16 protein-coding genes and 1 pseudogene are annotated in these 18,275 nt (G+C 64.6%); 5 read left to right on the top strand and 12 right to left on the bottom strand.

Annotated features, from left to right (window positions below; translation table 11 throughout):
- Positions 1–7: 7 nt before the first annotated feature.
- The 6 genes from AC3FNH_RS09445 to AC3FNH_RS09420 are packed head-to-tail and all read right to left on the bottom strand — an operon-like array spanning position 8 to position 9,067.
- Positions 8–1,258: an MFS transporter gene (locus AC3FNH_RS09445; RefSeq protein WP_488719863.1), complete on the bottom strand. Its 1,251-nt coding sequence runs from the start codon at positions 1,256–1,258 to the stop codon at positions 8–10.
- Positions 1,258–3,162: an IucA/IucC family protein gene (locus tag AC3FNH_RS09440; protein ID WP_488719862.1), complete on the bottom strand. Its 1,905-nt coding sequence runs from the start codon at positions 3,160–3,162 to the stop codon at positions 1,258–1,260. The genes AC3FNH_RS09445 and AC3FNH_RS09440 overlap by 1 nt, the downstream gene beginning before the upstream one ends.
- 6 nt (positions 3,163–3,168) lie before the next feature.
- Complete coding sequence (locus AC3FNH_RS09435) at positions 3,169–4,314, bottom strand: NAD/NADP octopine/nopaline dehydrogenase family protein (protein ID WP_488719861.1); 1,146 nt, start codon at positions 4,312–4,314, stop codon at positions 3,169–3,171.
- Positions 4,311–5,351, bottom strand: a complete 1,041-nt coding sequence (locus tag AC3FNH_RS09430) for a PLP-dependent cysteine synthase family protein (RefSeq protein ID WP_488719860.1) — start codon at positions 5,349–5,351, stop codon at positions 4,311–4,313. Before AC3FNH_RS09430 ends, AC3FNH_RS09435 begins: the two co-directional genes overlap by 4 nt.
- 14 nt (positions 5,352–5,365) lie before the next feature.
- Positions 5,366–6,772 (bottom strand): Y4yA family PLP-dependent enzyme, encoded by a 1,407-nt coding sequence (locus tag AC3FNH_RS09425; protein WP_488719859.1) that lies wholly within the window; start codon positions 6,770–6,772, stop codon positions 5,366–5,368.
- A gap of 51 nt (positions 6,773–6,823) precedes the next feature.
- Positions 6,824–9,067 (bottom strand): TonB-dependent receptor, encoded by a 2,244-nt coding sequence (locus AC3FNH_RS09420; protein ID WP_488719858.1) that lies wholly within the window; start codon positions 9,065–9,067, stop codon positions 6,824–6,826.
- Positions 9,068–9,279: 212 nt separating this feature from the next.
- On the opposite strand from AC3FNH_RS09420, the gene AC3FNH_RS09415 reads away from it, so the two are divergent.
- Positions 9,280–9,717, top strand: a complete 438-nt coding sequence (locus tag AC3FNH_RS09415) for a ParB N-terminal domain-containing protein (protein WP_276101019.1) — start codon at positions 9,280–9,282, stop codon at positions 9,715–9,717.
- 127 nt (positions 9,718–9,844) lie between these two features.
- Here the strand turns inward: AC3FNH_RS09415 and AC3FNH_RS09410 are convergent, their stop codons facing one another.
- Together AC3FNH_RS09410 and kdgD are read right to left on the bottom strand one after the other, a co-directional pair.
- Entirely contained in the window at positions 9,845–10,354 is a 510-nt protein-coding gene (locus AC3FNH_RS09410) for a hypothetical protein (protein WP_276101020.1), read from the bottom strand.
- Positions 10,355–10,881: 527 nt separating this feature from the next.
- The gene (kdgD, locus tag AC3FNH_RS09405; RefSeq protein WP_488719857.1) at positions 10,882–11,796 is read right to left on the bottom strand and encodes a 5-dehydro-4-deoxyglucarate dehydratase; all 915 of its coding nucleotides are present in this window, start codon (positions 11,794–11,796) and stop codon (positions 10,882–10,884) included.
- A gap of 443 nt (positions 11,797–12,239) precedes the next feature.
- Here kdgD and garD point away from each other — a divergent pair, with 443 nt between their 5' ends.
- Positions 12,240–13,829: a galactarate dehydratase gene (gene garD / locus AC3FNH_RS09400; protein WP_488719856.1), complete on the top strand. Its 1,590-nt coding sequence runs from the start codon at positions 12,240–12,242 to the stop codon at positions 13,827–13,829.
- A gap of 234 nt (positions 13,830–14,063) precedes the next feature.
- Positions 14,064–14,279, top strand: coding sequence for an ATP-binding protein (locus tag AC3FNH_RS09395; protein ID WP_488719906.1), 216 nt, complete (start codon positions 14,064–14,066; stop codon positions 14,277–14,279).
- A gap of 226 nt (positions 14,280–14,505) precedes the next feature.
- On the opposite strand, the gene AC3FNH_RS09390 is transcribed toward AC3FNH_RS09395, so the two are convergent.
- The 3 genes from AC3FNH_RS09390 to AC3FNH_RS09380 all read right to left on the bottom strand — a co-directional run bounded on the left by AC3FNH_RS09390 (position 14,506) and on the right by AC3FNH_RS09380 (position 15,851).
- On the bottom strand, positions 14,506–14,862 hold the full coding sequence (locus tag AC3FNH_RS09390; RefSeq protein WP_276101023.1) for a SpoIIAA family protein: 357 nt from the start codon (positions 14,860–14,862) through the stop codon (positions 14,506–14,508).
- A 139-nt stretch (positions 14,863–15,001) separates the two neighbouring features.
- Positions 15,002–15,262, bottom strand: a complete 261-nt coding sequence (locus tag AC3FNH_RS09385) for a transcriptional regulator (protein ID WP_488719905.1) — start codon at positions 15,260–15,262, stop codon at positions 15,002–15,004.
- A 121-nt stretch (positions 15,263–15,383) separates the two neighbouring features.
- Positions 15,384–15,851, bottom strand: a complete 468-nt coding sequence (locus tag AC3FNH_RS09380; RefSeq protein WP_488719904.1) for an Hsp20/alpha crystallin family protein — start codon at positions 15,849–15,851, stop codon at positions 15,384–15,386.
- Between the two features lie 52 nt (positions 15,852–15,903).
- Here AC3FNH_RS09380 and AC3FNH_RS09375 point away from each other — a divergent pair, with 52 nt between their 5' ends.
- Both AC3FNH_RS09375 and AC3FNH_RS09370 read left to right on the top strand, forming a co-directional pair.
- Entirely contained in the window at positions 15,904–16,857 is a 954-nt protein-coding gene (locus AC3FNH_RS09375) for a DnaJ C-terminal domain-containing protein (protein ID WP_488719855.1), read from the top strand.
- Between the two features lie 3 nt (positions 16,858–16,860).
- Complete coding sequence (locus AC3FNH_RS09370; RefSeq protein ID WP_276101025.1) at positions 16,861–17,154, top strand: chaperone modulator CbpM; 294 nt, start codon at positions 16,861–16,863, stop codon at positions 17,152–17,154.
- Between the two features lie 638 nt (positions 17,155–17,792).
- On the opposite strand, the pseudogene AC3FNH_RS09365 reads toward AC3FNH_RS09370, so the two are convergent.
- A pseudogene (locus AC3FNH_RS09365) lies at positions 17,793–18,214 on the bottom strand (molybdopterin cofactor-binding domain-containing protein); the annotation flags it as partial.
- Positions 18,215–18,275: the final 61 nt, after the last annotated feature.

The raw sequence follows: 18,275 nt of genomic DNA, 5'->3' as shown, positions 1-18,275 counted from the left end.
ATCACGCCTATGCCGGGTCGACCGGCCGGGCGGCAAGGAGCGGACCGCACCTGCGCTGCAGCACCAGCATCGGCAGGAGCGCCATCAGATAGGCGGCAGCGACCAGGACATAGGTGTACTGCAGTCCCGCCGCCTCGCTCAGCCAGCCCCCAAGCGAGATGCCGGCAATCGACGATATCTGCGACACGCTCTGGGTCATGCCGAGCAGATGGCCCTGTCGCGCATTGCCTGCCGTGCGGGAAATCAGGGCGGTCAGTACCGGCGTGGTGGCGCCCAGCAGCAGGCCCCACAGGAAATACACCGCGACAAATACCGCGATGCTGCGCGTGCACGCGGCCAACGTCATCAGCGCGGCGCACGCCGCCACCACGACTCCCATGCGGCGCAGCGTGTCGTCTGGCTGCCGTCTTTCGAAGTAGCGCGCACACGGCGCGGCCGACACGATGAAGCCCAGCGCCAGCGAACCGTAGCATAGCCCCACCACCCAATTGCGAACGTCGAATACCGAGCTGACATATAGCGAGAAGGGCGTCTGCGGGATCATCCGGCTCATCTGCAGCAGGCCGATGGTACCGAGCAGCATCAGTACCTGCGGCGTGCACCAGTCCTTGCCACGCGCCGCGCGGGTAGCCTTCGCGTCGCTGGCGGGCGCCGCTGCCGGCGGCACGGCCGGCAGGCACAGGGCGACGGCCGCCGCGCAGGACGCGCAAAGCGCCGCGGCGACGATATTGATCCAGAAGAAGGTGGCGAGGTCCAGGATCAGCCCGCCCGCCACCGCACCCATCAGCGAGCCGACGTTGGTGGAGACCTGCAGGAAGGCGAACAGCCGCCCGCGCCGCAACGGGTTCTCGATACTGACGCCGTAGGCCTGTGCCGGCGCGATGTAGCCGGCGCAGGCGCCTTGCAGGAAGCGCAGCATGAGTACGGTCCATACATCCTGTGCCCAGGCCAGCGCCAGCTGCGTCAGGCACAGCCCGGCCAGCGCGCGCAGCATCATCGGCTTGTGGCCGTAACGGTCGCCAATGCGGCCCCAGAAGGCGCTGGTGAGGACGATGCCGAGCATCGGGCCGACATAGACGGCGATGCCGGCGAAGCCGAACACAGGGTCGGAGCTGCTCATCGCGCGCAGGTGGATGGGCCAGAACGGGCCGCTCATCTCCATCGCGCCCATGGAGATGCATTGCAGCACGAACAGCAGCCGCACCAGCCGCGCAGTCTGCCGTGCATCGCCCGGATTCGCCTGGCCGGGGCCGCGCATCAGGCCGCGCCCGCTTGCCGCAACGGGTTGGCCAGCCCGTGCTGCAACCGGTAGTTGCTGTACCTCAGCATATGCATGCGCAGCAGCGAGCGGGTCGGCCACGGGTCTTCAAGGAAGATGCGGCGCTCATCGGCCCAGAATGCCGGCTCGATACGCGCCCGCACGGCATCGAACGCAGCGATGGTCTCCTCGCGCAGGATCTCCCAAAGCCGCGGTGTGGTGAAGCCATAGCGGTGAGTCAGCCCCAGCGCGAGCTCGTGCAGGTGGCTGACGAAGCAGGCATCGATCACGAACGTGCGCACCGGCTCGATCTCGCCTTCGAACACCGTGGGCAGGATGCCCGGCCACGTATAGGGCTGCAGCGTCAGGCCGCGTGCTGCCAGCAGCGGCGCGTAGGTGCGACCATCGCCGAAGTCGCGCACCAGCAGGCGCTGTGCCATGCCGTCGGCGCCAAACAGGACTTGCGTGTTCTGCTGGTGCGCTTCCAGCGCAATGCCGTAGAGCAGGTAGATGGCAATGACCGGCCGCGTCACGGTGCGTGCGTACTGGCGGAACCAGCGTTGCGCCGTGTCCTGTGGCGTTGCATCGCCGGTACGGGCCTCCACCAGTTCGGTGAACAATGGCCCGCGCCCGTCCGGGCGTTGCGCGAACAGTGCCGCCACCGTGACGGGCAGGCAGTCGTCATCGCGGGCAAAGGCCGGCACGCTGGCGCGGAATACCACGGACAGGTGCTTGCCCGGCGCGTCGTCCTGTGTGACGGCGTGCCGATAGTGCCAGGCCACCTCCTCGGGAAAAATCTCCAGCATTCGGCCAAAGCCGCTTTCCGTCTCAAGGATACGCTGGATCAGCGCGCTGATGCGCGGCCCCATGTGGATCGACTTCGCCTGCAGGCTGCGCTGTTCGCTGGTCATCCACAGCGCCACGGGCAGCTTGATGAAGGGGGCGGCATCCGGCGTGGCCGGCAGCACGGTGCGGAAGGACATGGTCGGCAGCGTCGGCAGGTCTGGCCCGTCCACGATCAGGATGCCATCGGCAATTTCCTTCGCGTAGGCAGATGTCACATGGGCTTCCAGGTGCCAGCCGTGGATCGGCATGGGCAGCCAGTCCGACTCCCGCAGGCCGCGTGCATTCAGCCTTGCCTTCCAGTCCCGCCACAACGAAGGGAACTGCCTCGCAAACCATGCCTGGCTGTCCTCGACGTGGGGCATGCGCTCCACATAGGCCATGTCGGCGCGCAGCGCGGCAATGCGAACCGGAACCCGGGCCTGGCACTCCGGCGAGAGCGCCAGCACTTCGTCGTCGCCGAGCCCGGGCTTGGCCTTCCAGGTCGGATAGTAGGGGTGGCCTTCCAGCGCGCCCCACTGGTCCAGCAGCATGGCGGCATCACGCGCGCTGAACTGCTGGCGCAAGTAGTCGGTCAGCCGCGCAGCATCCGCCGCGGCCATGTCGCGCCGCAGCGCCTCGGCCCAGCCTTGCCGGTGCGCGCGGACATTGGCGTCGTTGCGCAGGCTGTTGAGCATGTCAGCCTTCAGGCCATCGATACCGTCATCGCCAGGCTCGACATCAAAGCTTTCGCGCAGCACGTCGATCAGCGCCTCGTGTGTATCCAGTGGCGCACGCGTGCCGTCGGCGCGCAGCAGCGTGATATTGCCGCGGTTGATGAAGGTATCGGCGGGCGCTGCCTCGAGGTCATCGAAGAATACGATGGCCTGCTGCTTCCACAATGGGAACCATGCATGGCGTCCATGTGGGGCCAGCACTAGCCGGGTCTTGTCGAGGATGCCCTCGGCAAACAGGCAGCGGACCAGGCGGCGCAACGCATTGCGCCGCGAAAAGCCCAGGTCGGGCATGCCTGCCGGCGTGGAATCGTTCGGGAGAGGGCTTGCGGATTGTTGATTCAGCATGGTGGTTTACCGTGGCCAGTGTTCGGGAAAGTAGTCGAGCGCGGAGGCGCGCAGGCTCTCCATGTAGGTGACGTTCCAGTCGAAGATCTCGCGCAGGTGGGGGGTGTCAACGCCCAGCCGCCTGCCCATTTCCACCAGTGTCGCCAGTCCGTAGGCCACATCCTCCTGGAAGGCGCGGCAGGACTTGTCCATCAGGTACCCGCCACCGTCGGCCGGCACCAGCGGGGCTTCGATATCCGCGTAGGCCTGGTTGGTGCGCAGCACCGACAGCATGGTCGACGGGTCACGGATCTGCTCGCCGTAGGCTTCGACGATTTCCTGCCTGAGCGGCTTGACCGAAGACAGGTCGACGCCGAGCTGGCGCGTGACCGCATGGCATAGCCGCTGGCTTTCCTCGTCGGCGCGGGCCAGGAAGTACGCACCCAGTTCGGGGCAGTCGGTCCACCAGCAGAGAGGCGCGGGCAGGGGCCTGTCATGCCACTGTCCGTAAGGGCCGATCAGTCCGTAGATCACGGCGCTGTGCATGATCGGATTGCCGGGGGTCAGGGTGATCTCCAGGTAGCTGTCGAGCAGGCCCACGGGTGCTTCATAGAGCCGGCTCAGGTGGGCCAGCAGGGCTTGCCGTGCCGACTGCCGCTCGCGCGCATGGCAGCCGGCATAGAGCTGTTGCTTGGCGCCACCCATGCGCACGCTGACGCCGGGGTCCAGTGCGAATGCAGTATGTGGCACGTCCTTCATGCCCCAGATCACCGCGTTCGGCCGTTGCGCGAGTTCCATCTCGGCTAGCCAGTCGAATCCGCAGAAGCCCGGGATGGCACCCACGTAGACGGGCTTTTCCATTGGCAGGTGTGGTGCGATCTGTCGCAACAGCGCATGACGGACGTGGGCGGGCACGGTGATGACGACCACATCGGCATCATGCAAGGCGAGGATGGCATCGTCAGTCACCATGTCGGCACGGGCGCCGAGCGTCCCGCCGTCCGGCAGGAAGGCGGTCAGCACTGCGTCTTCCTGCCCGTGGCGCGCGGCGACGCGACGATTGCCCGTCAGGAGCTTCACGCGCACGCCCGGCAGTTGCGCGAACAGGATCGCATTCAGGTGTCCGGTGCGGCCGCCGCCGCAGACCGTCACGTTCAGCGGTGGCGCGCTCATGCGGCGTTCAGGCGCAGGACGTTCGGGGCTGCCTCGTGGTTGCAGGCCTTGCCGAGCCAGGCGTCAAGGCGCCGCCAGACTTGCGCGTCGAGCAGGTTGCGCGCGCGCAGCCAGTCTTCATCGAAGACCGTGTGCAAGTACTTTTCGCCGCCGTCGGCGACGGGCACCACCACGTTGCCGCGGACCTGGTCGTCATGAATGGCTTCCAGTGCCTTGTAGATGGCACCGCCGGTAGAGCCGCCCACCAGCAGGCCGGTCTGGCGAGCCAGGTAGCGCGCGGTCTCGAAGGCCTGCGAGTCGGTTACCTGCACGCCCATGTCGATGCAGCTGTAGTCGAGCACCAGGCCAACCGTGTCGCCCTGCGGCGTGCCCGTGCCGGACTGGTAGTAGGGGTGGCCCGGCATGCCGAACACGATGGAGCCGGACGGCTCGACAGCAATGGTTACCGCCGCGGGGTTGAACTGCTTCACGCCGCGCGCGATGCCGGTCATCGAGCCCCCGGTGCCGACGCAGCCGACAAAGGCATTGACAACCCCGGCCTGGGCGAAGGTTTCGCGAACGAACTCCAGGTAGCCGCCCGCATTGGCTGCATTGTCCGACTGGTTCATGAACACTGCGCCCAGGACCTGCGCGGCGATCTCCGCAGCCAGGCGCTGACGTTCCACCACAGCCACCTCGTTCTCTTCGAAATCGCCCCGCACGTAGCGGATCTCCGCGCCCAGCGCACGCATTACCGCGATCTTGTCCTGGGCGGCATGGTGATCCACCACGGCAATGAAGCGCAGGCCGAACTCGATGGCGGCCAGCGCCAGGCCGATGCCCGTGTTGCCGGACGAAGACTCGACGATCACGCCGTTCGGCCGGAGCCGGCCGGATTTCAGCGCCGCCAGCACCATGTTGCGGGCCATGCGGTCCTTCATGCTGCCGCCGGGATTGTTTTTTTCCACCTTCAGCAACAGCACCGAATCTTTTTCAGGGACGGGGATGCCCAGCATGGGCGTGTTGCCGATCAGGTCAGACACTTTCCTCAGGATCATCGAGACACTCCGGTTCATTGGTCGAGGGAGAAGCACACGTGGCCCGCTTCATTGCACTGCGCAACCACGCGCCGTGGCATGGGATGGCGGTGGAACTCGTTTTCCAGCAGATCCATCTGGTAGCCGGCGGTGTTGGCGTACACCAGCAGGTCGCCGGGGCGGGGCAAGGCGGCGAAAGTCAGCAGGCGGTTGGTCAGCACGTCTTCGTCCAGGCAGCTGTGGCCGGCGATATAGGCCTGCGTGGGCGGGGTGCCTTGCGCCGGCAGCGCGCCGGCGCTGACTACGGCAGGATCGGACAGGAACTCGGAGGCAAACCAGGTCTCGCAGGCACTGAAGCTGCTGCCTTCCACGAACACGACATGATGGCCATTGCCGAGTGCCTTGCTGCGCGTGACGCGGAATACGGTGATGCCTGCCTGGTCCGCCAGGCAGCGGCCGGGCTCGAGCGCCAGCGTGATGGCGCGCTTGCGCAGCCACGCCGCAATCGTCTGGTCTGCCACGCACGGTGCGTTGAGAAAAAGATCCAGCCAGGTGGCGGCATCGAGATCCCCGCCATACGGATAGAACGAAGGCGGCACGGTGCCATTGCGGTAGTGTTCCGGCCGCTGCGACCGCAGGAATTCGGCGCAGACCTCGGGATCCACATAGCGCACCGGCAGGCCGCCACCGATGTCGATCATCTTGAGGGGCAACCCCATGGAGGCTGCGGCATCCACGAAGGGGAGCAATTCGCGGAACGCCTGCGCCCTGGCTTCCCAGGCGTAGCCGCCCAGATGGAAGTGAAAGCCTTCGATAGCCAGCCGGTCGGTCGCAGCGGCAACGCTGCGCAGGCACTGCGCCACGGTATCCGCATCCATGCCAAAGCGGCTGGCGCGGGCCGAGGACGGACGGTAGCGCAGCAGCACGCGCGCGCGCCGGCCAGGCGGCTGCTGCCGCAGACAGGCCTGCAGGTCATCCAGCTCCTCGATGGAGTCCACCGAGACCAGCGCGCCGCGCGCAAGCAACTGGTCGTGGAATGCCGCCGTCTTTGCGGGTCCGGTGGCACACAGGCGCAGCGGGTCTGCGCTGGCGCGAAGGGCATCGCGCAGTTCATAGCGGCTGGACACATCGATGCCCGCGCCTGCCATCACCGCTGCCTTTACCAGTGCCTGCGACTTGTTGACCTTGGCGCCGTAGAAGATATCGCTTCGCACGCCATGCGCCGCCAGCACGGCACGCAGCGCCCCGACGTTGTTGTGCAGAGCGTGTGGCCAGATCACGTTCAGCGGAGAACCATATCGCTCCACGGCCGCCACCAGCGACTGCGGCGAGGTGCGGAGCATCCGCGCGATCACCGGGTCCCAGAATGGCGGCAATTGCGTGGGCGGGTGGGTCCGGTATGTTTCCGGCAGGGTGGGTACGGATTCATGGTCGATCCACATGGTCTGGTTCCGGCGGGGGCGTTGGTGATCAGCGATTCAGTGGGGGCCGTCTCAGAACTCGACCGTGGCGGACAGCAGCACCGTGCGCGGCGCGGCCTGCGAGAAGCCGCCCCAGGAGGTGACGCCCGACCAGTAGTCGCGGTCGAACACATTGAGGATGTTGGCGCGCAAGGTGGTGGCCTTGCCGGCGATGCGCGTGCGGTAGCGGGCCCCCACGTCGAACTTGGTCCACGACGGCAGGCCGGCAGTGTTGAGCTGGTTCACGTATTGCCGGTCCGTGTAGATCATGGCGCCGGTCACGGTCAGGCCCGCCACCCACGGCAGGTCCCATTCCGCGCCCAGGTTGGCCTGCACCCTTGGCACGCCGATGGCGGTCTTGCCAACCGCCGCCGGCGCGCCGGACTCGGTAATCTCGCCGTCGATCAGCGCCACGCCGCCAAGCAGCCGCACGCCGGGCGCGGCCTCGCCAAAGAGGTTCAGCTCCAGGCCGCGATTGCGTTGTTCGCCGTTGATCGAGAACACGTTGCCGGTCAGCTGGCCGCTCGGCTTGGTGATCTGGAACGCGGCGAGCGTGGCGGTAAAGCGCCCGAGATCCACCTTGGTGCCGACCTCATACTGCCGGGTCTTGTACGGCGCGAACACCTGGCCCGAATTGCTGGCGGTTGGCGGCGCCACATCGCCCTTGCTCAGGCCCTGGATGTAGTTGGCGTAGAAGGACACTCGCTTCCACGGCTGCACCACCAGGCCAGCCATCGGCGTGGTGGCGCTTTCGTCGTAGGACGAGGTCACCGCGCCTGCCGGACTGAAGTTGCGCGAGCGGATGCGTTGCTGGCGCACGCCCAGCGTCAGCAGCACGCGGTCGTCCAGGGCGGATAGGGTGTCGGCCAGCGAGAAGCCGGTCTGGTCGTTGTCAGAGACCCTGGGCACGCTGGCCGGCGCGGGCAGGTCCTGGGCCGGCCGCACCACCGGGTTGTAGAGGTTCGATGCCACTGGCGTGCCGGTGGTGTTGGCGCGGTCCAGGCTGTCGGCGTAGGCGCTAGCCTGGAAAGTCACGGCATGGCGCACGGGGCCGGTGTGGAAGCGGCCGCGCAGGCCGGCATCGTATGTGGCGCGATCGACCTTGAACTTGTAGTAGGTGGGCGTGCTCAGCGTATCGCCCTGCGCGTTGAGGATCTGCGGCGTGGTGCCGAACAGCCGCGAAAGCTGCGTCCAGCCGCCGCCGGCATCGGCGAAGACGGTGAGCTGGTCGGTGATGTCGTATTCCGTGCGGAACAGCAGCGATTCGTCGGTGCCGCGCGTCCACTCCCACGGCTGCGTGACATTGCGCCTGCCGTCCGGTGCCCCGGGGATGGACTGCAGCCCGGGCCCCATGATGAAGGCGCGGCCCGGCGCATCGAGCTTTTCCTGCTGGCCGATCACGTCCAGCGAAGCGCGCAGCCGCTTGCCCTGATAGTCCAGGGACAATGCGCCGATGGCGGCCTGGCGAGACTGGTTGTCCATGGGCGTGTCGCCCTGGTAGTAGCTGCCGTTGAAGCGCACGCCCCATTCGCGCGACTCGCCGAAGCGGCGGCTCACGTCTACGTGTCCACCCAACTGCGTGTCCGATGCGTAGCTGGCCGTCACGGAAGCCAGGTCCTCGTGCGCGCGCTTGGGCACGATGTTGATCACGCCGCCGACGCCGCTGTTGGGGGACATGCCATACAGCATGGCGGCCGGACCCTTGATGACTTCCACGCGTTCCACATAGTCGGTGAAGACGCGGTAGTTCGGCGCTACGCCGTACAGGCCGTCGAAGGCGATTTCGCCGGTGTTGCCTTCGCCGACAGGGAAGCCGCGGATGTAGAAGTTGTCGATATTGCCGCCGGGCAAGCCGGTGAAACGCACCGATGGGTCCTTGTTGACCGCGTCGGCCACGGTCGGCGACTGCTGATCCTGGATCATCTGCGCGGTGTAGCTGCTGACGTTGAATGGCGCCTTCATGATGCTGGTGTTGCCTAGCACGCCGAGGCGCGCACCACGCGCGACCTGGCCGCCCGCATACGGCGCCGGCAGGTCTTCCGGCGAAGCGTCGGCCGTTACCCGGACCTCCGGCAGCGTCTGCGCAGGAGCGTTGCCGGCATCCTGAGCCAGCACGGGATCGATGTTGGCCAACGCCAGCAGGCCGGCTACCGCCAGCGATGGTGCCAGCGCACGTGCCGACGGCAGAGCCGGACAGGGGGTGGATGGCGACGGCAGGCGTGGTCTTCTGATGATGTTGCTGCGGATTGCTGCGGCAGTCTGACCGGAGACCGGCATGGTTCAAGCTTCCTTAGGTGTCCCTGCCGCGCGATCTGCAAGGATCGGTTCGCATGGGACGGGTTGGTCGGCAGTGCCGAAGTGGAGTAAAGAGACTATTGTAAATGAGAAGCGTTATCAAGTAGATTGTGAGGACATTTTGATCTGCTTGAAACTTGCTGGCGACTGGAGATGTCGCTGGCATGGCCAGATACCAACCATTCGCAGACACCATGAACGAGATCTCGCAGATGCCCGTGTCGATGCCGGAAGCCGGCAGCTATGTCGTCACCCTGCAGCCGGTATCCTTTTTCCGGCAGTCAGAGCAGGTCGACCTGGAGGGGGTATGGATGCTCACCGAGCTGATCGCCAGCGACGGTTGCTGGCTGGCGCCCATCCCGGTGGAGGCATCGCACGGCATCGTGATGGACGGAAATCACCGCTTGCGTGCCGCCATGCGCCTTGGGCTCAAGCGCTTGCCATGCATCCAGCTGTGCTATGGCGATCCGCGCGTTTGCGTGCGCGACTGGAACTCGGGGAAGCCATTCGATGCCGGTTGCATCCTGCGAACCGTGGCTTGCGGCGGGCTTCTTCCGCACAAGAGCACGCGGCATTTCTTCGAGCCATCGCTGCCGGGAACGTCGATTCCCTTGGGACGACTGAGGGATTAGGAGGACAGGGTGGGTGCCAGCCCGTGGCGGCTTTGCCTGGCGGGGCTGGCATGGGTGTGGCACGGCACCAGGCGTTCCAGGCGCCCGGTAGGCTCAGGCAACCGCCAGGTGACGAGCTTGCGCAAGCTCACCGGCGCCGCCGGTCGCCGCCATACGAGTCCACAATGATCATCGTGCGATCCAGCACGCCCTGGTCGTCGAAGTAGACGCTGAAGTGGGCCGGCTGGTAGCCGCTTGCGTAGAGCCGGTACGACCATGCCTCGCGCTTCATCAGCGGGTAGTACTGGACGGGCTCGCGCGGCAGGCCGAAGCGCTCGGCCACGTCGCGCTTGGTCCATACCCCTGGCCTGGCCTCGTAGATCGTTTGCTCGGTCAACATCTGGCGGAAGTTCACGAGCTTTCCGTTGACATCGAAATCGGCGGCGTAGACCTCGTATCCCAGGGGCTGATGCGAATAGATCCAGCGCGTGGTGCCATCGGCGAGCTTGTAGACCTCGGTGGGCTCGCCGAAGGTCGCACGCACGGAGCTTTCGGGGCTTCCTGCCATTTTCTGCGCGGTCTGGACCGGTTGCAGCGTCGCACATGCGCCCAGCGCCACTGCGGCGCCTGCTGCCCAACTGGCTAAGCGATATGACATGGCTGTTCCCCACTGCTGAAATGCGCCGGTTCATTCGGCCGGTATTCAATCGAGGCATCGTCCGCCTACTACATTCCGGACCCGGCCCCTGCTCCGCCAGTCCCGCCCGCGCCACCGCCGGTCCCGCCCGTGCCGGGCGTCGGCTGGAATCCGGGAGCGCTTGCGCCGCCCGCCATGCCGGATCCGGACGCGGTGCCGGAGTCTTCCCCGTCTCCGCCGCAAGCGGCGAGCATGAATGCGGCAAGCAGCGCCGCAAGAATTCGACTCGACATGATGTTCTCCCGGCGTCGCATCGATGAAATGGTTCTGGCATTTCCAGGGCGTTACGGCGAATTCTGGTACGTCTGACTAAACGCCTGGCGGCCAGCATTTATTCCGTTCGGGGCTGCCGCAAATGACGAAAGGCCATGCCTGTGCGCATGGCCGCGGGTGTCACTGCCGACAAGGGTTCGATGATGCCCGTCTCAAAAGGAAAAACCCCGCACAAGGCGGGGTATCCGGTTCGTGTCCCGTGCTCCGGGGCGACGTTACTGCGGGCCGAGCTTGCGGATCAGCGCGTCGAGCTGCTCCATCTCATCCCGGGTCAGGTCCGTCAGCGGCGCACGCACCGGGCCCGCGTCATGGCCGACCAGGCGGGCCCCAGCCTTGACGATGCTCACGGCATAGCCCTGGCGGCGGTTGCGGATATCCAGGTAGGGCAGGAAGAACTCGTCGAGCAGGCGGCCGATGGTGGCGTGGTCATCGGCGGCAACGGCGCGGTAGAACTCCATCGCGGTGCGCGGGATGAAGTTGAACACGGCGGACGAGTACACGGGCACGCCCAGCGCCTTGTAGGCCGCGGCATAGACTTCTGCGGTCGGCAGGCCGCCCAGGTAGGCCAGGCGGTCGCCCAGCTTGCGGCGCACGCGCACCATCGCTTCGATCTCGCCAACGCCGTCCTTGAAGCCGATCAGGTTGGGGCAGCGGTCCACCACGCGTTCCAGCAGGTCGGCGCCGATGCGCGAATTGGCGCGGTTGTAGACGATCACGCCGATATTGACGGCCTTGCAGACCTCTTCGATGTGGTTGGCAATGCCTTCCTCGCAGGCCTCAGTCAGGTAGTGCGGCATCAGCAGCACGCCCTTGGCGCCCAGGCGCTGGGCTTCCTGCGCATACGCGATGGCCACGCGGGTCGGGCCGCCGGCACCCGCCAGGATGGGCACCTTGCCTGCGCAGGTTTCGACCGCGGTGCGGATCACGTTGGAGTAGTCGTCCGGCGTCAGCGAGAAGAACTCGCCCGTGCCGCCGGCGGCGAACAGTGCCGATGCGCCATAGGGCGCCAGCCATTCCAGGCGCTTGACGTAGGTCTCAGGGCGGAAGTTGCCCTGCTGGTCGAAGTCGGTGATGGGGAAGGACAGCAGGCCTTCCGAAATGATCTGCTTCAGTTCTTGCGGTGTCGTCATGTCTCTCATCCTGGCGCCGGGACCGGCAATGGGTGATGGATCGGGCAGGGCGGCTTCCGCGTTCCTGCTAGGCGTTATCAATGTACGTCATCGTACAACTAGGCGCAAGTAGACAAGTGGCAATGAAGCGAATTCCGGGAAAACCACGGGATCTTCCTCGGGAAGGAGACGGCATGAAAAGTAAGGCCTGTAAGGAAAGAGAAGGGCTGCTGCGGATCAGCCGGAGGATTTAGGGTAAACGCGCACTACGGCATGCCAGTCGTATCCTTATAATCTCAGTCATACGACGACATATGTCAATCGGCAGAATTGCGGATCCTTCAACGGCGCCCTGGTGTTCGTCGGGGTCCACGCGCTGGTCACGGTGCTGAGCTACCTGGTGATCGTCAAGGACATCCGCCGCGTGGAACTCAGGCACCCGCAATAACCGCAGGAAGCACAGCATGTCAGAACACGATTCGCGCGCCCCGGCCGCCCAGCCAGTCCAGGCTCCGCTCTATATCCGCATCCATCCGGAAGACAACGTGGCCATCGTCGCCAACGATGGCGGCCTGCCGGCCGGCACGGCGTTCCCGTGCGGGCTGGTCCTGCGCGAAGCCGTGCCCCAGGGGCACAAGGTCGCGCTGTCGGACCTGAAGCAGGGCGATGCGGTGGTGCGCTACAACGTGGTGATCGGCTATGCGCTGAAAGACCTGCCGCGTGGCACCTGGGTCAACGAGCGCGTGATCGAGATGCCCGTGGCGCCGGGCCTGACCGACCTGCCGGTCGGCACGCGCGTGCCGGCGCCGCTGCCGCCGCTCGAAGGCTATACCTTCGAGGGCTTCCGCAATCCGGATGGTTCGGTCGGCACGCGCAATATCCTCGCCATCACCACCACCGTGCAGTGCGTGTCGGGCGTGGTCGAGCATGCCGTGCGGCGCATCCGCGAAGAACTGCTGCCGTGCTATCCCAATGTCGACGACGTGGTCGGGCTGGAGCACACCTACGGCTGCGGCGTGGCCATCGACGCGCCCGATGCCGTCATCCCGATCCGCACGCTGCGCAATATCGCGCTCAATCCCAATTTCGGCGGCACCGCGATGGTGGTCAGCCTGGGCTGCGAGAAGCTGCAGCCGGACCGCCTGATGCCGGCGGGCACCATCCCGATTCAGACCGGCGCGGGCGAGGTGCAGGTCGGCGTGGTCTGCCTGCAGGATGAGCAGCACGTGGGTTTCGCGTCGATGATCGCGTCGATCATGACGATGGCCGAGACTCACCTGGAGCGCCTGAACGCACGCCGGCGCGAAACCTGCCCGGTGTCGGACCTCGTGGTCGGCGTGCAGTGCGGCGGCAGCGACGCGTTCTCCGGTGTAACGGCCAATCCGGCCGTGGGGTTTGCCACCGACCTGCTGGTGCGTGCCGGCGCCAGCGTGATGTTCTCCGAAGTGACCGAAGTGCGTGACGGCATCGACCAGCTCACCGCGCGTGCCGCCACGCCCGAAGTGGCCGAGGCGATGATCCGCGAGATGGCCTGGTACGACCGCTACCTCGAACGCGGCCGCGTGGACCGCAGCGCCAACACGACCCCCGGCAACAAGAAGGGCGGTTTGTCGAACATCGTGGAAAAGGCGATGGGCTCGATCATCAAGTCGGGCAGCGCGCCGATCACTGGCGTGCTGTCGCCAGGCGAGAAACTCAGGCAGAAGGGGCTGATCTATGCGGCCACGCCGGCGAGCGACTTCATCTGCGGCACGCTGCAGCTGGCCGCCGGCATGAACCTGCACGTGTTCACGACCGGACGCGGCACGCCCTACGGCTTGGCCGAAGTGCCCGTGATCAAGGTCGCGACGCGCAGTGACCTGGCGCGCCGCTGGCATGACCTGATGGACGTGAATGCGGGCCGCATTGCCACGGGCGAAGCCACGATCGAGGACGTGGCCTGGGAGTTGTTCCACCTGATGATCGATGTGGCCAGTGGCCGCAGGAAGACCTGGGCGGAGCACCACAAGCTGCACAACGCGCTGGCGTTGTTCAATCCGGCGCCGGTGACCTGAGGCGGGGGCTTCTCACGTCTTTCACGACGATTGTCAGCCCAAGTAATTCGCTTGACAATTCGGCCGTTTCTCTTGATTGAGCCGAATCCAGCGAATCACTTTATTTTGTGTTGCATCGCTAACTTCTCGCGGAAACGAGCTTGCTTTAGCTGTGAGCGTGCTGGCGGCGTATTCTTAGGAACACTTGTGCGCACCGGCTGAGGCTGCTGATCGCGCGCGGGCGCGTCCGTTACACTGTCTTTGGACGAGCGTTATTGTCACTTGCGTATTTGCGACGATGGCATTGGATTCCCGCGAGACTCGGCGCCACGACCCGATGCCTTCGGCCTGCTCGGCATGCGTGAACGGGTCCTGCAATTGGGCGGCCTGCTGACTATTGAGAGCACACCCGGTAACGGCGTTGCCGTCACGGCAAAGGTACCAGTGTCACGAATCGTGGTGACGAGCTGAGACCTCCGCAGAGGGCTTCCAGCTTCGCTGGCCAAAGAACCAATTTATCCGCTGCTTTTGACGACATGACCGCACCGGGCTCAGGAAGCGGGGCGGGCCCGCCAAGGTGGCTCAAGGTTAGAAGGTCTTGGAAAGGGACGCCGTGTTGTTGCCGACGTTGTGGTTGTAGCTGTTCGTGTAGAACGAGTCCTAGCGTCTTGCGCGGACGCTCGTTAAGCCGCCTCGCTCAGGCGTTGATCCAGGCGCGCGCCTGCTCCAACTCGTTGACGTGGAATGCCTTGACTTCGGCCTTCGTAAAGAACCGCGCCAGATGCATCGAAGCGCGGATCCAGCCCGCGTCGGCCACGACGGCGGCGCGCGTGATCCTCCGGGCCACGGAAACGCCGAGCGTCATGTCGGTCCATAGCGCCTTTGGCTCAATGCCGGTGAAATGCTCGATGCGTTCGAGCACGCGGGTTTTGCCGTTCAGTTCGAGATCACCACGCATGCGCTCGATGGCCTCGCGCAGATCGTGGTCGGTGATTTTGCCTTCGACGGAAATTTCGATGACCGGGGAATCAGGGGCAGTGTGATACAAAATCATGGTAGGACCTCTTGGCTAGGGGCTGGAGAATCTGTTCCTCCAGCTACACGCGCGTCGTCTGGATATGCCTGCTTCCAGGTGAGTAATCAATTGGGCAGGTAGTCCTATTCCACCTGCCGCCCCAAGAGCATTCAGGATCTCATTCGGATTTATCGAAGATGCCGGCTTCGAGATCTTCCCTGAAATGCTGAAGCCAATCGGTTTGATAGCCGATGGGGTATTCCCTTGTGACTCGTGTCGTTCGTCTGGTTACCGTGACGTAGCCCTGTAAGCCGAAGTTCTCGTCGCCCTTTGGGTCAGTTGTATCCGTTTCCAGGAGCTCAAAATCACCTGCTGCCAGACCATTACGCTGCAATACCGCAAGAAAGTTCTGTTGTTCATCCGGTTCGATCAGTCGCATCCTCGGCCCCTCCCTGTTCAACGGGGCGAAAACTGGAACTCTTTTCAATGATTCCATCTTCATGTCAGCCCTCCTACGTGTGTGCAGCCATGGGTGATGCCCACCGCCCGCTCGGCTTACATCACGTCACCTTGACCTCAATGCGGCTCGGTTGCGCGGAATCGGCTTTCGGGATGCGCAGTTTGAGCACGCCGTGGTTGAACTCGGCGACGACATTTTCGGGATCTAGTTCCTTGGATAGTGTGAACACGCGCCGGTAACGGGGCAGGGAGACCTCCGCGTAACTGGCTTCCATGCCTTCCGGCAGATCCAGAGCGACTTCGCCCTTGATGGTCAGGATATCGCCTTGCACCTGCACGACCAGCTTGTCCTTGGGCACACCCGGAAGGTCGGCGTACAGGGTGATGCCTGCGGCGTCCTCGTACACATTCACTGGCGGCGTCAGTGCCGCTTCAGTGTTGCCAGTGTCGGCTTGCTTGGTGACAGCAGCATTTGTTTTCGTGCGGGCGCCATATTCTGACGTCTCCGGTTGCAATGGTAAGGCTTCGCTTGGGGATTTCAAGTTCTTGATTTGACTGATATTCGCCATCATTCTTCCGGGGGAGAAGGGCAGCCCTCGAGACCGGAAAAGGGGAGCACGCATGGAGTTCCACGACTACTATAAGACGCTGGGGGTGACACGCGATGCCACGGCGGAGGACATCAAGAAGGCGTTCCGCAAGCTCGCGCGCAAGTTCCATCCGGACGTTTCCAAGGAGTCGGATGCCGAGCTGCGCATGAGGGAGCTCAACGAGGCCTACTCTGTGCTCTCCGACCCGGAAAAGCGCGCTGCGTACGATCAGTTGGGTCGCGGCTATCAGCCCGGCCAGGAGTTCCGTCCGCCGCCGGACTGGGACACCGGTTTCGAGTTCTCCAGTCGGGGCTTCTCGCCCCAGGAAGAGGCCGATTTCAGCGACTTCTTCGCCGAGCTGTTTGGCCATGTGGGGGACAGACACCGCGGCTTCCATACACACGGTGGCAGCATCCAGTCACGCGGTGTGGATCACCATGCGAAGGTGCGGCTGGACCTGGAGGACGCCTTTACCGGCGCCACCCGTCAACTTTCGCTGCGGGTGCCAAGCATGGACGCGCAGGGCAGGGTGCAGTTGAGGAGCCGGACCCTCAGCGTGAAGATTCCCAAAGGCGTGAGCGAGGGGCAGCTCATCCGTCTGGTCGGGCAGGGGGCGCCGGGGATCGGCGGAGCACCGGCGGGGGATCTTTTTCTCGAGGTGCATTTCAATCCGCACGATCAACTGAAGGTGAAGGGGCGCAATCTACACCTCACCCTGCCGGTGGCGCCATGGGAGGCGGCGCTGGGGGCGGTGGTGCCCATCGATTTACCTGGTGGCGAACTGAAGGTGCGCATTCCCCCTGGCGCCCAGAGCGGCAGCGAGCTACGCGTGCGCGGCAAGGGCATTCCCGCCAACCCACCTGGCGATCTGCTGCTGGACATCCAGGTGGTGTTGCCGCCGGCGAACACCCCCAAATCGCGGGAGCTTTATGAAACCATGGCGCGGGAATTGACCTTTGATCCGCGCCCGGACAGGAGAGCCTGACCCATGTCTGATAATGACGTTCTCATCGCCTACCGGATGGACGATGCTTGGCTAACTCTGGAGCAGGTGGCGGCAGCCTGCATGGTAGAACCAGAGTGGCTCAAGCGGCATGTAGATGAGGGCTTGTTTCCCCATGCCGTAAGTGTCGCTGGCGTCTGGCGGTTTTCCAGCGCCAGCCTGCTACGGGCGAGGCGCATGCGTCAGTTGGAGCGTGACTTTGAAGCCGTCCCGGAACTTGCCGCTTTGGTGGCCGACCTGCTGGAAGAAATGGATGATCTGCAAGCGCGGATGCGTTGATGATGCTCGCGTCAACAGCAAAGCCCTCGCCTTGAAAGATGCAGGATCGCTTCGACTTCGGCTCGCCACACCTAGTAGCCTGAGGCGTTGCTCATGCGCTTAACAGGTGCTGAAGTACCCTTCGCACAAACGGCACACTTTCCGTCTCTGCGGGTGAAGTGCTGTTTGATTTCACAATCCAGAAGCCGCGTGCCATTTCATTAGTTTTTCGGGCGTTGGGCGCCCGCTTCCAGCCCTTTTTTCCCATTACTGCAACTGCGGACGGATTTGTCCCAGCCAACGAATGAGTACGAGCTTGTAGGGGAGGACGGGCCGGCAACGGCGCGTCCTTACCCGACTCAGTTGGCGCTCGGACCGGACCTGCAGCAACATGGCCTGCGGCCAAGACCGACCTGACGCAATTGCGTGCCTTTGCCGATGCCCACGTTCGCTGATGATGTGCCGTAGCGATCCGTCGGACCTGCGGGCGCTGTTGTACAGGTGACGTGGCGCCTTGTCGACCCAAGCCAGATGGCTCAGAACGGACCCGTTGCGGTCGTACGACCGTGTGTGACCACAGCGACAGCTTCCAGGTGATAACGGCCATTTGGCAGGCCCTAGTTGGAGGTCCCTCGTCATCCGTTTTTGCCGTTGTCGATGCCAACCTTGAGAGTGATGGCGCCATGCATCGCTGCACTCCGGTCAAAGCCGATGCCACCTTCCATTTACGCGACGATCACGTCTGGATTGATGACAAGACCGCAGTCAACGGCGCAAACCACACGGTCGACCTTATAGCTGCCGTCCGGCTTGACTGTCACCTCGGCAACCTGCGCGATGTAAGTGTTGAACGACTCATGCACGGCAATGCCACGGCCGCGCCGTTCCCCCGCGGCTCTGCGCCTGAGCGGTTCGCCCAGCCGGCCTTGTCGCAGCCAACTCCATAACCCGCTCGCAGACGCGGTGCCTTCGACAAGAGGTCACGGCGGTAGTGGTCGGGATCCTTGCCGGCAACGATCGCGGCCTCGTCGATTAGTCCTCCTGACACGAAAGCATTGCAAGAGTGGCCTACCGAGCGCCACTAACCACTGCTCCAGGCTGTCGCACTGAAAAGCGTCGGCTGACTCATCAGCCGTGATTGT

The sequence above is a fragment of the Cupriavidus sp. 22TCCZM01-5 genome (assembly GCF_057798915.1).
This window is presented reverse-complemented; position numbering and strand designations above follow the sequence as displayed.

What these genes read in the sequence shown, in the direction of transcription:
- AC3FNH_RS09445 (WP_488719863.1), bottom strand. Translation starts at nt 1,258, where the DNA reads ATGCGCGGCCCCGGCCAGGCGAATCCGGGCGATGCACGGCAGACTGCG.
- AC3FNH_RS09440 (WP_488719862.1), bottom strand. Translation starts at nt 3,162, where the DNA reads ATGCTGAATCAACAATCCGCAAGCCCTCTCCCGAACGATTCCACGCCG.
- AC3FNH_RS09435 (WP_488719861.1), bottom strand. Translation starts at nt 4,314, where the DNA reads ATGAGCGCGCCACCGCTGAACGTGACGGTCTGCGGCGGCGGCCGCACC.
- AC3FNH_RS09430 (WP_488719860.1), bottom strand. Translation starts at nt 5,351, where the DNA reads ATGATCCTGAGGAAAGTGTCTGACCTGATCGGCAACACGCCCATGCTG.
- AC3FNH_RS09425 (WP_488719859.1), bottom strand. Translation starts at nt 6,772, where the DNA reads ATGTGGATCGACCATGAATCCGTACCCACCCTGCCGGAAACATACCGG.
- AC3FNH_RS09420 (WP_488719858.1), bottom strand. Translation starts at nt 9,067, where the DNA reads ATGCCGGTCTCCGGTCAGACTGCCGCAGCAATCCGCAGCAACATCATC.
- AC3FNH_RS09415 (WP_276101019.1), top strand. Translation starts at nt 9,280, where the DNA reads ATGAACGAGATCTCGCAGATGCCCGTGTCGATGCCGGAAGCCGGCAGC.
- AC3FNH_RS09410 (WP_276101020.1), bottom strand. Translation starts at nt 10,354, where the DNA reads ATGTCATATCGCTTAGCCAGTTGGGCAGCAGGCGCCGCAGTGGCGCTG.
- kdgD (WP_488719857.1), bottom strand. Translation starts at nt 11,796, where the DNA reads ATGACGACACCGCAAGAACTGAAGCAGATCATTTCGGAAGGCCTGCTG.
- garD (WP_488719856.1), top strand. Translation starts at nt 12,240, where the DNA reads ATGTCAGAACACGATTCGCGCGCCCCGGCCGCCCAGCCAGTCCAGGCT.
- AC3FNH_RS09390 (WP_276101023.1), bottom strand. Translation starts at nt 14,862, where the DNA reads ATGATTTTGTATCACACTGCCCCTGATTCCCCGGTCATCGAAATTTCC.
- AC3FNH_RS09385 (WP_488719905.1), bottom strand. Translation starts at nt 15,262, where the DNA reads ATGCGACTGATCGAACCGGATGAACAACAGAACTTTCTTGCGGTATTG.
- AC3FNH_RS09380 (WP_488719904.1), bottom strand. Translation starts at nt 15,851, where the DNA reads ATGGCGAATATCAGTCAAATCAAGAACTTGAAATCCCCAAGCGAAGCC.
- AC3FNH_RS09375 (WP_488719855.1), top strand. Translation starts at nt 15,904, where the DNA reads ATGGAGTTCCACGACTACTATAAGACGCTGGGGGTGACACGCGATGCC.
- AC3FNH_RS09370 (WP_276101025.1), top strand. Translation starts at nt 16,861, where the DNA reads ATGTCTGATAATGACGTTCTCATCGCCTACCGGATGGACGATGCTTGG.